This window comes from Rhodococcus sp. NPDC060090, from assembly GCF_042729855.1.
Taxonomy (GTDB): domain Bacteria; phylum Actinomycetota; class Actinomycetes; order Mycobacteriales; family Mycobacteriaceae; genus Rhodococcus.
In genome coordinates this window covers 109709-123646 of sequence record NZ_JBHWXB010000009.1, presented here as the reverse complement: position 1 = coordinate 123646, position 13938 = coordinate 109709, and the positions used below count along the sequence as shown (strand labels likewise).

At 66.0% G+C, this 13938-nt stretch carries 11 protein-coding genes; 6 read left to right on the top strand and 5 right to left on the bottom strand.

The genetic code is table 11. From position 1 onward, the window contains the following. Positions 1–16: 16 nt before the first annotated feature. Positions 17–1747: a glycerol-3-phosphate dehydrogenase gene (gene glpD / locus ACFWCF_RS14305; protein ID WP_378562328.1), complete on the bottom strand. Its 1731-nt coding sequence runs from the start codon at positions 1745–1747 to the stop codon at positions 17–19. Between the two features lie 124 nt (positions 1748–1871). Between glpD and glpK the strand changes: the two genes are divergently transcribed. Next, on the top strand, positions 1872–3404 hold the full coding sequence (gene glpK / locus ACFWCF_RS14300; RefSeq protein ID WP_378562326.1) for a glycerol kinase GlpK: 1533 nt from the start codon (positions 1872–1874) through the stop codon (positions 3402–3404). A 29-nt stretch (positions 3405–3433) separates the two neighbouring features. Here the strand turns inward: glpK and ACFWCF_RS14295 are convergent, their stop codons facing one another. From ACFWCF_RS14295 to ACFWCF_RS14280, 4 genes are all read right to left on the bottom strand, one after another. Then, positions 3434–5020: an ABC transporter substrate-binding protein gene (locus ACFWCF_RS14295; RefSeq protein ID WP_378562324.1), complete on the bottom strand. Its 1587-nt coding sequence runs from the start codon at positions 5018–5020 to the stop codon at positions 3434–3436. Positions 5021–5092: 72 nt separating this feature from the next. Beyond that, on the bottom strand, positions 5093–5914 hold the full coding sequence (locus ACFWCF_RS14290; protein WP_378562322.1) for a MerR family transcriptional regulator: 822 nt from the start codon (positions 5912–5914) through the stop codon (positions 5093–5095). Positions 5915–5924: 10 nt separating this feature from the next. After that, a complete protein-coding gene (locus ACFWCF_RS14285) occupies positions 5925–6341 on the bottom strand; it encodes a VOC family protein (protein ID WP_378490793.1) in 417 nt (138 codons plus the stop codon). Between the two features lie 199 nt (positions 6342–6540). Beyond that, complete coding sequence (locus ACFWCF_RS14280; protein ID WP_378490794.1) at positions 6541–7938, bottom strand: NAD(P)H-quinone dehydrogenase; 1398 nt, start codon at positions 7936–7938, stop codon at positions 6541–6543. 222 nt (positions 7939–8160) lie between these two features. Between ACFWCF_RS14280 and ACFWCF_RS14275 the strand changes: the two genes are divergently transcribed. The 5 genes from ACFWCF_RS14275 (at position 8161) to ACFWCF_RS14255 (ending at position 13927) form a co-directional block, all read left to right on the top strand. Next, positions 8161–8631, top strand: coding sequence for a gamma-glutamylcyclotransferase (locus ACFWCF_RS14275; RefSeq protein WP_378490859.1), 471 nt, complete (start codon positions 8161–8163; stop codon positions 8629–8631). Between the two features lie 178 nt (positions 8632–8809). Further along, complete coding sequence (locus ACFWCF_RS14270; protein ID WP_378562320.1) at positions 8810–10453, top strand: ABC transporter substrate-binding protein; 1644 nt, start codon at positions 8810–8812, stop codon at positions 10451–10453. After that, positions 10453–11463, top strand: coding sequence for an ABC transporter permease (locus ACFWCF_RS14265; RefSeq protein ID WP_378562318.1), 1011 nt, complete (start codon positions 10453–10455; stop codon positions 11461–11463). The genes ACFWCF_RS14270 and ACFWCF_RS14265 overlap by 1 nt, the downstream gene beginning before the upstream one ends. After that, entirely contained in the window at positions 11460–13169 is a 1710-nt protein-coding gene (locus tag ACFWCF_RS14260; RefSeq protein WP_378562316.1) for a dipeptide/oligopeptide/nickel ABC transporter permease/ATP-binding protein, read from the top strand. The genes ACFWCF_RS14265 and ACFWCF_RS14260 overlap by 4 nt, the downstream gene beginning before the upstream one ends. Beyond that, a complete protein-coding gene (locus tag ACFWCF_RS14255) occupies positions 13166–13927 on the top strand; it encodes an ABC transporter ATP-binding protein (RefSeq protein WP_378562313.1) in 762 nt (253 codons plus the stop codon). The genes ACFWCF_RS14260 and ACFWCF_RS14255 overlap by 4 nt, the downstream gene beginning before the upstream one ends. Positions 13928–13938: the final 11 nt, after the last annotated feature.

Here is a 13938-nt window from a genome sequence, read left to right as displayed (position 1 = left end):
ACTTCACGGGCACTGATCACTTCACGGGCACAGGTTCGAGAATCTCTGCACGTGCTTCCGGAGCCGCGGCACGCAGGGCATCCGCGGATTCGTCGTCCAACCGGCTCTGCGAATCGATCTCGGCCTCGACCCGGGCCCGATAGGTCTCGACCTCCCGATCGATCGCCGCAGCATCCCAGCCGAGTACCGGTGCCACCAGGTGCGCGACCTGCTCGGCGCAGTGCATGCCCCGGTGCGGATACTCGATCGAGATCCGGGTACGGCGGGCGAGGATGTCCTCGAGGTGCAGCGCGCCTTCGGCGGCAGCCGCGTAGACGGCCTCCACTTGGAGATACAGCGGAGCATCGGTGATCGGTTCGAGCAGTTCGGGCCTGCCCTCCGCGCACGCGAGTACGTCGTCGATGAGTGAGCCGTACCGGTCGAGGAGGTGCTTGACGCGGTACGGGTGGAGCCCGTATTGCTCGGCGAGGTGCATCGTCTGATTGACCAGGGCGAAGTACCCGTCGGCGCCGAGGAGTGGCACCTTCTCGGTGATCGACGGTGCGATGCGGGACGGAATGTCCTCGGCGGCCAGATCGACCGCGTCCTCGGCCATCACCCGGTAGGTCGTGTACTTGCCGCCTGCGATCGCGACCAGCCCGGGCGAGACCCGCGCCACCGCGTGTTCGCGCGAGAGTTTCGATGTCTCGTCGCTCTCCCCCGCCAGCAGCGGGCGAAGACCCGCGTAGACCCCGTCGATGTCGTCGTGGGTGATCGGCACGACGAGCGCGCTGTTGACGCGGTCGAGGATGTAGTCGATGTCGGCCTTCGTCGCGGCGGGGTGTGCCAGATCGAGGTTCCAGTCGGTGTCGGTGGTGCCGATGATCCAGTGGTTTCCCCATGGGATGACGAACAGGACCGACTTCTCGGTGCGCAGGATGATCGCGGAGTCGCTCACGATCCGGTCGCGCGGGACCACGATGTGCACGCCCTTCGACGCCCGGACCCGGAACCGACCGCGTTGATGCGACAGCGCCTGAATTTCGTCGGTCCACACTCCGGTTGCATTGATGACCACGTGGGCGCGTACTTCGGTGACGGAACCGTCCTCGCTGTCGCGCACCCGCACACCCGACACCCGGTCGGCTTCACGGAGGAACCCGACGACCTGGGTCGAGGTTCGCACGACCGCGCCGTACTGGGCAGCTGTCCGCGCGACCGTCATGGTGTGGCGAGCATCGTCGACGACTGTGTCGTAGTATCGGATCCCGCCGACGAGCGAGTTGCGCTTGAGTCCCGGCGCCATCCGCAGCGCACCCGCGCGGGTCAGATGTTTCTGCGCGGGAACGGTTTTCGCTCCACCCATCCGGTCGTAGAGGAACATCCCGGCTGCCATGTACGGCCGCTCCCACCCTCGATGCGTGAGCGGGAACAGGAACTTCAACGGTTTGACGAGGTGCGGCGCGAGCGTCGACAACGACAGTTCGCGTTCACGCAGCGCTTCACGCACAAGCCCGAATTCGAGCTGTTCGAGATAGCGCAGACCACCGTGGAACATCTTCGACGACCGACTCGATGTACCCGACGCGAAGTCCCGGGCCTCGACGAGCGCAACTCGCAGACCTCGGGTCGCGGCATCGAGCGCAGTCCCGGCACCCACGACACCACCACCGATCACCACGACGTCGAACTGCTCGTCGCCGAGACGTCGCCACGCTTCCTTGCGCTGCTGCGGACCGAGAATCTGCACACCTGATTGGTTGGTCACCGAACCGCTCCCTCAGTCGCCGACATGTCTCGCACAACGCTAGTAGGTTCGACCGCACAGTGCTGTGCCAGTGCGAACAACAGTGCTGTGCCAGTGAACACCTTCCGAGACCTCGAGGATCCTTGTGAGTCCGTACGACACCGCGAACCAGTACATCGCCGCGATCGACCAGGGCACCACCTCCAGTCGATGCATCATCTTCGACCACGACGGGCGCGTCGTCTCGGTTGCCCAGAAGGAGCATCGGCAGGTCTTCCCGCAGGCAGGCTGGGTCGAGCACGATCCCGAGGAGTTGTGGCTCAACACCCGCGAGGTGGGGGCCGCCGCCCTCGCGAAGGCCGATCTACGCAGGAAGGACATCGCGGCGATCGGTATCACCAATCAGCGCGAGACGACGATCGTGTGGGACCGCACGACCGGTGTTCCGGTGTACAACGCCATCGTGTGGCAGGACACGCGCACGGATCGGCTGGTGGAGGAACTCGCCGGCGACGCCGGTCCCGACCGGTATCGCGCGACTACGGGGTTGCCGTTGTCCACCTACTTCTCCGGGCCGAAGGTCCGGTGGATCCTCGACAATGTCGACGGAGCTCGGGAGAAGGCCGAATCCGGGCGGCTCGCGTTCGGCACGGTCGACACCTGGATCCTGTGGCACCTCACCGGCGGGTGCGGACAGGACGGCAACCCGCCGGGCGTCCACATCACGGACGTGACCAATGCGTCGCGCACGATGCTGATGGATCTCGAGACCTTGCAGTGGGATCCGCAGATCTGTGAAGACTTCGGTATTCCGATGTCGATGCTGCCGGAGATCCGCAGTTCGTCGGAGGTGTACGGGCATGCGCGCGAGCGCGGACCGCTCGCGGGTGTACCCGTCGCCGGTATTCTCGGCGACCAGCAGGCCGCGACATTCGGGCAGGCGTGCCTGTCACCCGGCGAGGCCAAGAACACCTACGGCACAGGCAATTTCCTGCTCCTCAATACCGGTACGACGCCGGTGCACAGCACTCACGGCCTGCTCACCACTGTGTGTTATCGCATCGGTGATGCCGACGCCGTCTATGCCCTCGAAGGGTCGATCGCGGTGACCGGATCACTTGTGCAGTGGTTACGCGACAATCTCGGCATCATCGACTCCGCTGCGGAGATCGAGACGCTCGCGTCGGCGGTGCCCGACAACGGCGGTGCCTACATCGTTCCGGCGTTCTCCGGTCTGTTCGCCCCGCGATGGCGGCCGGATGCGCGCGGAGTGATTGTGGGCCTCACTCGGTTCGTGGACAAACGCCATCTGGCCCGGGCCGCCCTCGAGGCCACGGCGTTCCAGACGCGCGAGGTGCTCGAAGCGATGCGCGCCGACTCCCACGTCGATCTGAGCACCCTCAAGGTGGACGGAGGGATGGTCGCGAACGAACTGCTCATGCAGTTCCAGTCCGACATGCTCGACGTGCCGGTGGTGCGGCCGGTCGTGCCGGAGACCACTGCGCTCGGCGCGGCCTATGCCGCCGGACTCGCCGTCGGCTACTGGAGCGGCGAAGACGATATCCGGCGGAACTGGGCGGCCGACAAGAGCTGGGAACCCGCCATGGCCGCGGACGAGCGGGAGCGTCTCTATGCCGCATGGAACAAGGCGGTCGAGCGCACCTACGACTGGGCATGAGCGCAGACTGGGCATGAGCGCCGGGACTGCTATCCGGTGAGCCACATGCCGTCGGGGATCGGCGCACCGAGACCGGTCAGCCGGACTCCCTGGATGTCGTCTCCGATCAGTACTGCCGGGGCCGGTCGGACATACCATGCGCCCTGATTCAGCTCCACGAGCCGCTCCTGCACGATGTCGTACGCGGCCTTTCGCTCGTCCACCGTCGTGCCGACACGACCCGCGTCGAGGGCTACGTCGAGCTCAGGATCGTTCACCCCGATGATGTTTCCCTGCGACGTGGAGTGGAAGCTCGACCAGAGAGAGTGATCGGGGTCCTGAATGGTCACGCCGTGAACCATCATGTCGAAGTCGCGCGTACCGAACCTCGCGAATGCCGCCGGGAAATCGAGTACTTCGACGTCGACGGTGACGTTGTCGAAAGCACCGAGCTGAGCCTGCGTGGTCTCCGCGACCGCCTTGTTCTCCACTGTCGGGAACGTGGTGAAGGTGAACGACACCGGCTTCCCCTCGGCCGCCAGCTCATCGAACAGTTGCTGTGCAGCTTCCGTGTCGTGGCCGCCGAGCGGGATGTCCGAGTACCACGGCGAATCCTCCAGGAAGAGGGTGTCAGGTACGACGCCTTCGCCGTTGTAGACGGTCAGGTTCATCGCCTCCAGATCGACCGCGAGCGACACTGCGCGCCGGGCGCGAGGATCGTCGAAGGGAGCACGACGGTTGTTCATGCCGAGATACTGCCCGCCGCCCATCGGCACGATCTCGACAGTCGTTCCGACATCCTCGGCCTTCGCGAGGGTGCCCCAGTTGCTGTCCGAGGCAAGGTCGACGGCGCCGGTGGTGATCGAGTTGAGCCGCTGCGTCGTGTCGGCCGACGTGCGGATCGTGAGTCCGTCCAGATACGGCCGGGGTGCATCCCAGTAGTTCGGGTTCTTCTCGAGCTCGATGACGTCCTGCCTTGCCCAGTTGGCCAGGGTGAAAGGACCGGCACCGATCGGATTCTCGTCGAACGCCGCTGAGCTCTGCTCCAACGCAGCCGGGGACGCGATCCAGTTCATCGAACTGACGATCACGCTGTGCGCGTAGTTCGGATTCGGTGCAACCAACGTGACTTCGAGTGTCGTCCGGTCGAGTACCTCGGTCGACGCGATCTGCGATGCTTCACCGATCGATCCCGACGCGGTAGCGGGGTCGCGCAACCGATCCCAGTTGAACTTCACGGCCTCGGCGTCGAGCGGTGTGCCGTCGGAGAACGTCACATCGGGTCGCAGCGACAGCACCATCGTGACACCGCCGTCGTCGCTCGAGAAGTCTGTGGCCAAGCCGTACTCGATCTCGAGTGTGTCGACATCGGTGGTCATCAGCGTGCCGTACAGCGCATTTCCCAGCAGGGACGAGCCCGCATACGTGTTGCTCATGGCCGCGGGGTCGAGGGTGCGCGGCTCTCCCATCTGGATGACGGTCGCGACACCACCCGCTACCGGCTCCCCGGCCTCCGCCGGATTGCCTGCGCTGTCGGAATCGGATCCGCCGCACGCGCTCAGGAGCAGGACGGAACATACCGCGACGACAGCCGCATCGATGCCGCGTCTCCGCCATGACAATTCCCGTCGAAACATTGGCACCCTTCCCGGCATCCTCGTCTGGACGTCACCGAGATTACGTCATTACTGTAAGGCGCACCATAAGATTTACTGCGGAGGTGTCGGCAGCGTCCCATCGAGGTCGGCCACGGGATGCACGACCCTCGTGCGCATGTTCTCGGCCCCGACCTCCGCGGGATCGGTGAGGTAGTACTCCCGCACGGGGCCGACGGCATCGACCCCGCGAGCAGCAAGGTCTGCGAACAGGGAGTGATAGGCGACGGGCAGGAGTGATGCTGGTCCGGTGAAGTCCACCGCGGCGAAGTGTCCGCCGGGCATGAGGACAGCGCCGGCGCCGAAATCCGCTGCGACCTCGATCCCCACCCCGAAGTCGACAGCTCCTTCCAGGACCACCGGGTACCGCCCGAGCACCGGCGCAGCCGTGTCGACACCGAGCGCAGCAGCCTCGGCGAGCAGGACCTCGATCGAGGCGGCAACCGTGCGGTCGAGATCGTCCGCGTCGGCGCTGCCCTCGCGCCACAGCACCACCTGATCGTCGATGCGACGCACCCGAACGGGAAGTTCCGTTGCGGCAAGCTCTTCCAGCGACCCGATGAGGGCGAGCGAGCGAAGCACCCGCTCGGCCTCGGACTCGATGCGCGCACGCTCGGCGGCGAGCACGTCCGCGCCGCGCACCGGGTCGTCGACGATGCTCCGGATTGCGGCGATCGACACTCCGGCCCGGCGCAGCAGACCGATCCGCAGTGCCGTGGCGAGCTGGTCCGGCGCGTAGTACCGATATCCGGTGTGTGGATCGACCCGCCCCGGCGTCAGCAGCGCCTCGCGGTCGTAATAGCGCAGGGCTTTCACGGTGAGCCGGCACGCCCGCGCAAAGTCACCGATGCTCATCCACCGAATCGGATCGATCATGCACCCATGGTCAACTGGTGACCGCTCCGCTCGCAACGGTCTCGTCGGAGTACGGGATCACCGTGATCACATCCACGAGAAGACCGTCGGGGTCGACGGTCATGAAGTGCCGTTGCCCGAAGGCCTCGCTGCGCAGACTCAGCACGATGGGCAGCTCCGCCGACGCGGCACGCGCATGCACCGTGTCGACGTCGTCGACCTCGACCGAGACGAGTACTCCCGCGGGCGATCCGCGGAATCCCTCCGGGATCGTGTCGTGCCCTCGAATGACGAGCCCGAGCTGCACGGATTCGCTGTTCGGTGAGTGCAGCTGCACGTACCAGTCGCTGTCGTACACGACGGCCAGGCCCAGGAGTCCTGCGTAGAAGTCGCGGCTGCGGCGGATGTCGGCAACCGGGACGACGGGAAAGATGCTGTGTGTGGTCATGCCTCCACCGTCGGCTCTCCCCCCAGGGGAGAGTCAACTCCCGGGTGCTCGCTGTATCTGCAGTCGGCGGTGCCCGGAACTTTCCTCCGATAGTCGGGGTTTCCTCAGGTCGTCGACATGCGGAAACCCGTGGCACCGGAGGAAAGTTGCCGCCTCGGTGTAGATGACGCCCGTGGCGCCTTCACTGCGCGTGAGCCGGTCAGCCCAGATCGTCATGTCGCATCAGCTGACGCGCGGCCTCGGTCACCGAACCGCTCAGCGACGGGTACACCGAGAAGGTCTGCGCGAGATCGGTCACGTTGAGGTTGTTCTGCACCGCCAGCGCGATCGGCAGGATGAGTTCGGATGCGTTGGGCGCGACGATCACACCGCCGATCACCACTCCCGTCGCGGGCCGGCAGAAGATCTTGACGAAGCCGCGGCGCAACCCCGACATCTTCGCCCGCGGGTTCGTGTTGAGCGGCAACATCACCGTGCGAGCGGGGATCTCTCCCTTGTCGATGGTGGCCTGACTGACACCGACAGCTGCGATCTCGGGGCGGGTGAACACCGCCGCCGCCACTGTCTTGAGCTTGATCGGGCTCACGCCCTCGCCGAGTGCGTGGTACATCGCGATGCGTCCCTGCATCGCAGCGACCGAGGCGAGCGGCAGCAGTCCCGTGCAGTCGCCTGCGGCATAGATTCCGGACACCGATGTGCGCGACACCCGGTCGACGGGCAGGTAGCCGCCCCGGTCGAGTTCGAGCCCTACCTTGTCGAGTCCGAGGCCCTGGGTGTTCGGGACAGATCCGACCGTCATGAGGGCGTGGCTGCCCTCGACGATGCGGCCGTCCGAGAGAAGCACCCGAACGCCGTTCTCGGTGTTTTCCACCGAATCGGCACGCGCGTGCTTGACCAGGGTGACGCCACGTTCGGTGAGCACGTCCTCGAGCACGAGTGCAGCATCTTCGTCCTCGTGGGGCAGGATGCGGTCGCGGCTCGAGACCACGGTGACCTGAACCCCGACTTCTGTGTATGCCGACACGAACTCGGCGCCGGTCACGCCCGAACCGACCACCACAAGATGCTCGGGGAGCTTGTCGAGGTCGTAGAGCTGACGCCATGTCAGGATGCGTTCACCGTCGGGTTCGGCGTTCGGGAGCACACGAGGACTCGCACCGGTTGCGATGAGCACCACATCGGCGTCGAGGACTTTGTCGTCTCCGGTGAACAGCTTCGCGCGAACCTTGTGCGCAGCCATCCCGACCTCGGGGTCGATCAGCTCACCGTGCCCGGACAGCAGCGTGATGCCCGCAGCCTCGAGCTTCGTGCGGATGTCGGCCGACTGGGCACGCGCAAGGCTCTTCACACGTGCGTGCACCTGCGGCAGCGAGACGGTGGTGCGCTCGAGTTCGATTCCCAGGTCGGCGGCGCGCCGCATATCGGTGCGGATTCCCGTCGACGCGATGAAGGTCTTGGACGGAACGCAGTCGAAGAGAACGCATGCTCCACCGATTCCGTCCGAATCGATCAGAGACACCGACGCGCCGTACTGCGCTGCCACGAGCGCCGCCTCGTAACCGGCAGGTCCGCCGCCGATGATGACAATCCGAGTCATTGTTCTCCTCTGTATCGATTCCGAATAAGGGTATCGGGCCCAACTCGGGCGCCCGCGGGGGTGTGCGGTCGGCCCGCAACCAACGCTATGCCACGACGAGGGCGCTGCGCAGAGAGACCGGTAGGAGAGGCAGCGACACCACGCCAGCGTCGACGACCTCTCCGTCAATGCAGTCGGCGCCCGGCACGGTGCTATCGAGACCGAACCGTTAGCCTTATGGACGTGCCGATCTACGCCGCCTACGGGTCCAACATGCATCCGGAGCAGATGCTGACGCGCTGCCCGCATTCGCCGATGGCCGGTACCGGCTGGTTGCACGGATGGCGACTGACCTTTGCCGGCGCCGACATCGGTTGGGAAGGCGCGCTGGCGACGGTCGTCGAGGATCCGACAGCGAAGGTCTTCGTCGTGCTCTACGACGTGCCGGAAGACGACGAGCGCAGTCTCGACCGCTGGGAAGGCGCCGAACTCGGCTTCCATCGCAAGATCCGCGTTCGCATCGACACAGCCGACGGCCCCGCTCTGGCGTGGCTGTACGTCGTCGACGGATACGAGGGTGGGCTTCCGTCCGCCCGCTACCTGGGTGTCATGGCCGATGCCGCAGAGATCGCCGGAGCTCCGTCCGACTATGTGATGAGCCTGCGCACCCGCAACAGCCGTAACGTCGGCCCGGGACGCCCCGACGCCTTCTGACGCTCGGCGAACCGATCCCCCTCGTCCCGCGATGACCTCGAGTCGTCGCGGGATTCGTGTTTTTCACGGTCACGCCACGGCATCGCCCGCTCAACACGACGACCACCACGGTGGTATAAGGTCACGCTAACCAAACTTAGGTAAGCCAATCTTGGCCCCGACCAGAATGTGACTCCTCGTGATTCGTACTCACCGGCGTGCCCGCGCCGCACCCGCGCTGGTCTTGATTCCCGCGCTGTTCGCCGCCGCATGCGGCTCGTCCGACTCGTCGACGACTGCCGACGGCCCAGAGACAGCCGAGTCCCTGACGATCGCCGTCGCGAAGGACAGTGGCCCGGGCAACATCTTCGCCGGTCAGACCGATCAGATGACCGAGCTCATCTACGACAAGCTGCTGTCGCCGTCACCGTACGTCGCCGATCCACAGCCGTGGCTTGCCACCGATGTACGACAGGTCGACGCGACGACGTGGGACGTCGATCTGCGCGACGATGTCACCTGGCACGACGGTGAGGCGTTCACAGCCGACGACGTCGTCTTCAGTTTTCACTTCATGCACGCTGCTCCGACCGGACGCTTCACACATCACGTCAACGACACTCCGTCGATCTCGACCGTGGAGGCGACGAGCCCGACGTCGGTGCGGTTCGTGTGCGACTACGCGTGCCCCGAGCTCGGCACCGTCACGCTCGCCGACCTCCCCGTCCTTCCCGAACACTTCTGGTCGGCGATCGACCCGGCGAAGGCGAAAGAGGTGACCGACTACCCGATCGGCACCGGCCCGTACAAGCTCGTCGACTACAGCCCCACCACCGGATACCGCTTCGAGGCCAACGCCGACTACTTCGCGGGCGCACCGACGGTCGACGCACTGGTCATGCCGGTGATCTCCGACTCGTCCGCCGCATTCACCGCGCTGCGTTCCGGCCAGGTCGACGCCGTCGACCGTGCGCTGACCCCCGAATTGGTCGATCAGTTCACCGCATCGAGCGACATCGGCACCCTCACCGTGGCGCCCTTGCAGTACCCCGAGCTCAAACTGAACTTCACGCGTGAGCCCTTCGCGCAGGCAGATTTCCGCGCTGCGCTGAACCTCGCGGTCGACCGCGACCAGATGCTCGACATCGTCGGCCTGGGCCAGGGCCGACCCGGCACCCAGGGCTATGTGCACCCGGACGCACCGTTCGCCGACCCCGACGCCTCCACCCCGTACGAGCCCGGGCAGGCCACCGCGCTCCTCGACTCACTCGGATGGAAGGACACAGACGGCGACGGCACCCGCGAGAACCCGGCCGGAGAGGACGCGTCGTTCACGTTGATCGTCAACGGCGGTGACGCGCCGATGGTCCGCGCCGCCGAACTGATCGCCGAGGACTTCGCCGAGGTCGGAATCGACGTCGCCGTGAGCCCGCTCGACGCCGGCTCGCTCTCGGATGCCTCTGCGAACAAGAACTTCGACCTCTACGTCACCACCAACAGCCCGCACGCGGTGGCCGACTCGACGCAGTTCATCATGTCGCACCGTTCGGGCAACCTGTGGAAGCACCCCGATCTCGCATACCCGGAATTCGATGCGCTGTACGAGAAGTGGCGCGCCACCCAGACCAACGAATCGCGCATCGCGGCGATGCAGGAGATGCAGGAGCTGTTCAACCGTCAGCCCACCGCCATCGCCCTGTACTACCCGGACGAAACCTGGGCATTCCGCTCCGACCGATTCACCGGCTGGGTCGAAACCCCCGGCTACGGCATCGTCCACAAGTGGTCGTTCCTGCCCTCCGACGTCGTCGACGCCGCGAACGCAGAAGCTCCGCAGGACTGATGACCGCGCTGCGCCGAGCGGGACAATACGCCCTGGTGCTGTGGGCCGCGGTGACGTTGAACTTCGTTCTTCCACACCTGGCACCGGGCGATCCGGTCAACTACCTCTACGGTGGCGACCAGCAGTCGCTCGACCCGGTTTACGTCGCACAGATACGCGCAGACTACGGCCTCGACCAGCCGATCCTCGAACAGTACGTCTCGTTCTGGTCCGGGCTGCTGCACGGAGATCTCGGGATGTCCGTGCAGCACAATCGTCCCGTGCTCGATGTGCTGTGGGAGAAGCTCCCGTGGACGATCGCGCTGGTCGGGATCGGGACACTCCTCGCGTTCGTCATCGGATCCCTGCTCGGCACGTGGGCGGCATGGCGCCGCGGCACCGCGAAGGAAACCGGGAGTGTCGTCACGGTTCTCGCGCTCGATTCGATGCCCGGCTTCTGGATCGGCATGATCCTCATCGCGGTGTTCTCGGTGACGCTCGGCTGGTTCCCTTCCTACGGCGCCGCCTCGTTCGATGCGACCGGATTCGAATGGCTCACCGAGGTCGCGTCCCGCATGGCGCTTCCCGTCGCGACACTCACCATCGCCGGCATCGGCGGGTTCTTCCTCATGACCCGCGCCTCGATGGTGGGCGTGCTGGACGAGCCGTTCATCCGGCTCGCCCGGGCGAAGGGGCTCGGCGAGCTTCGTGTCGCGCTCGGGCATGCACTACGCAATGCCCTGCTGCCCGTGTACACCACGCTCATCCTGACCGTCGGGGTGCTGCTGTCGGGAGCCGTCGTCGTCGAGTCCGTCTTCGCCTATCCGGGCCTGGGCAAACTCACCTTCGACGCCGTCACCGCGCGTGACTACCCGCTTCTGCAGGGCGCTTTCCTGCTCGCCACCGTCGGCATCGTCGCGGCGAATCTGCTCGCGGACCTCACCTACCCGCTGCTGGACCCTCGAGTGCGCAAAGACCGGACCGCAGCGAAGAAGCGCGACGCGCGATCACCGGAAGGGATACCGGCATGACGCTTCTCGGAACGAAGACCCGCTCGCAACGCCTCGCACTCGTGGGCACCCTGATTCTGGGGATACTTCTCCTCTGTGCGGCCACAGCACCGTGGCTCGCGCCGTACGATCCCACCGAACGCGTCACCCGGCCGTTCGCCGAACCTTCCGCAGACCACTGGCTCGGCGCCGACGACGTGGGCCACGACCTGCTGTCGATGCTCATCCACGGCGCCCAGATCTCCCTGTTCATCGGTGTGGTCGCGGCGCTGGTCGCGACGACGATCGGCACCGTGGTGGGCATTGCCGCCGGGTATGTGCGCGGCGCGGTCGACACCGTCCTGATGCGCATCGTCGACGTGGTGTTGTCGTTGCCGGTGCTGCCTCTGACGATCGTCATCGGAGTCTTCGCGGGCCCCGGCCTCGGCACGCAGATCATGGTGATCTCGGCGGTGCTGTGGGCGGGCTTGGCCCGGGAACTGCGCGCCCAGGTGCTCACTCTGCGCGAACGCGACTACATCCAAGCGGAACGTGCCATGGGTGCCGGCCCGGTGTATGTGTTGCGTCGGCATATCATCCCGGCGATCGTGCCGCTGGTGATCCCGCAGTTCGTGCTCACTGTCAAGACAGCAATCCTGCTCGAAGCATCACTGGCGTTCCTCGGACTCGGCGACATCTCGTCTGCAAGTTGGGGCTCGATGCTGTCGATGGCCCACGCGCGCAATGCCTTCCTCACCGACGCGTGGGTGTGGTGGGTTCTGCCACCCGGTATCGCGATCGCGGTCACGGTGCTCGGCTTTGCACTCCTCGGCAATGCGATCGAGGAGCGGTCCCGGCCGGTTCTCACCACCCGTGAACGGGCTCGTCTTCGCCGAAAAGCTCGCCCGGCAGAGACCTTCCCGGCCGGTGCGGCACCGGTCGTGAAAGCACCGACAGCTCCGCTCGTCGTCGACGATCTGACGGTCGTGTACGGCGAGAACGGTCGTGGCGCGACGAACGTCTCCTTCACCGTCGCAGCCGGCGAACTCGTCGGCCTCGTCGGTGAATCGGGCAGCGGCAAATCCACCGTTGCCGCCGCGACGCTCGGACTTCTTCCTTCCGCCGCCCGGATCGCATCGGGACGGGTCCTCGTCTCCGGCCGCGATGTCGCCACCCTGTCGAACACCGAACTGCGGACGCTCCGCGGAAACCGGATCTCCCTGATCCCGCAAGAAGCGTTGAGTGCGCTGAACCCCGTGCGGAGAGTCGGTTCTCAGATCGACGAGGCGATTCTCGTCCACCGCTCATGCAGTCGGCGCGAGGCACGCGACCGCACCCTCGCTCTGCTCACGCAGGTCGGACTCGGCGCCGACCGCGCCGACGCGTATCCGCACCAGTTGTCCGGCGGCATGCGCCAGCGGGTGGTCATCGCCATGGCCCTGGCCAACGAACCGGACGTGGTGATCGCCGACGAACCGACCAGTGGCCTCGATGTGCTCCGCGAGGCCGAAGTACTCGCGTTGCTCGACGATCTGCGCACGCGCCATTCGCTCGCACTGCTCATCGTCACGCACAACCTCCCGGTCATCGAACGGATCGCCGATCGCATTGCCGTGATGAAGGACGGCGAGCTCGTCGAGATGGGTACCGCCGCGCAGATCGCAACCGAGCCGCAGCATCCGTACACCCGCCGACTCGTCGACGCCGCGCCGCGGCTCGAACCCCTCAGGGAGAAGGTCACCCGATGAGCATCCTGCTCGAGGTCGAATCATTGTCGGTGGCGTTCGACGGGGCGCCCGCGGTCAGCGACGTGAACCTGCTGGTTTCGACCGGTGAATCCATTGCGCTCGTGGGAGGTTCCGGTGCCGGGAAATCCACTGTCGCGCGCGCGATCGCCGGCCTCGTGCCCCCGACGTCCGGGAGAATCGTCTTCGACGGTATCGATCTCGCGACTGCCTCGAGGCGCACGGGCCGGGCACTGCGGCGCGGGATGCACATGGTCTTCCAAGATCCGTATGCGTCGCTCCCACCCGGCATGCGGGTGGGCAACATCGTCGCCGAGCCGATGGTGATCCATCGCATCGGTACCCGGTCCGTGCAACGGGATGCGGCGCTGGACGCGCTGGAATCGGTGCGTTTGACACCGGCAGCCGATTTCGTCGACCGCTACCCACACGAGTTGTCGGGCGGGCAACGCCAGCGCGTCGCATTCGCGCGCGCCCTCGTCACTCGTCCCCGGCTCCTGCTCGCCGACGAACCCACCAGCGGGCTCGACGCGTCGCTGCGCATCGAGATCGTCGATCTGATGTCCGAACTCGCCCGCACTCAGGATCTTGCGGTCCTGCACATCACACACGATCTGGCGCTCGCGGCACGAAGCTGCGACACCGTCATGGTCATGCAGGACGGAAGGGTCGTCGAAAAGGGCGATTCCGCCGAAGTATTCACCGCCCCGTCGCACCAGTACACCGCGGCCTTGGTGGCCGCCGCGACCGGCACCCACTGACAGATATCCAG

Excerpts from the sequence above, each read along its gene's own strand:
- ACFWCF_RS14295 (WP_378562324.1), bottom strand. The coding sequence starts at position 5,020 with ATGTTTCGACGGGAATTGTCATGGCGGAGACGCGGCATCGATGCGGCT.
- ACFWCF_RS14290 (WP_378562322.1), bottom strand. The coding sequence starts at position 5,914 with ATGATCGATCCGATTCGGTGGATGAGCATCGGTGACTTTGCGCGGGCG.
- ACFWCF_RS14285 (WP_378490793.1), bottom strand. The coding sequence starts at position 6,341 with ATGACCACACACAGCATCTTTCCCGTCGTCCCGGTTGCCGACATCCGC.
- ACFWCF_RS14280 (WP_378490794.1), bottom strand. The coding sequence starts at position 7,938 with ATGACTCGGATTGTCATCATCGGCGGCGGACCTGCCGGTTACGAGGCG.
- ACFWCF_RS14265 (WP_378562318.1), top strand. The coding sequence starts at position 10,453 with ATGACCGCGCTGCGCCGAGCGGGACAATACGCCCTGGTGCTGTGGGCC.
- ACFWCF_RS14260 (WP_378562316.1), top strand. The coding sequence starts at position 11,460 with ATGACGCTTCTCGGAACGAAGACCCGCTCGCAACGCCTCGCACTCGTG.
- ACFWCF_RS14255 (WP_378562313.1), top strand. The coding sequence starts at position 13,166 with ATGAGCATCCTGCTCGAGGTCGAATCATTGTCGGTGGCGTTCGACGGG.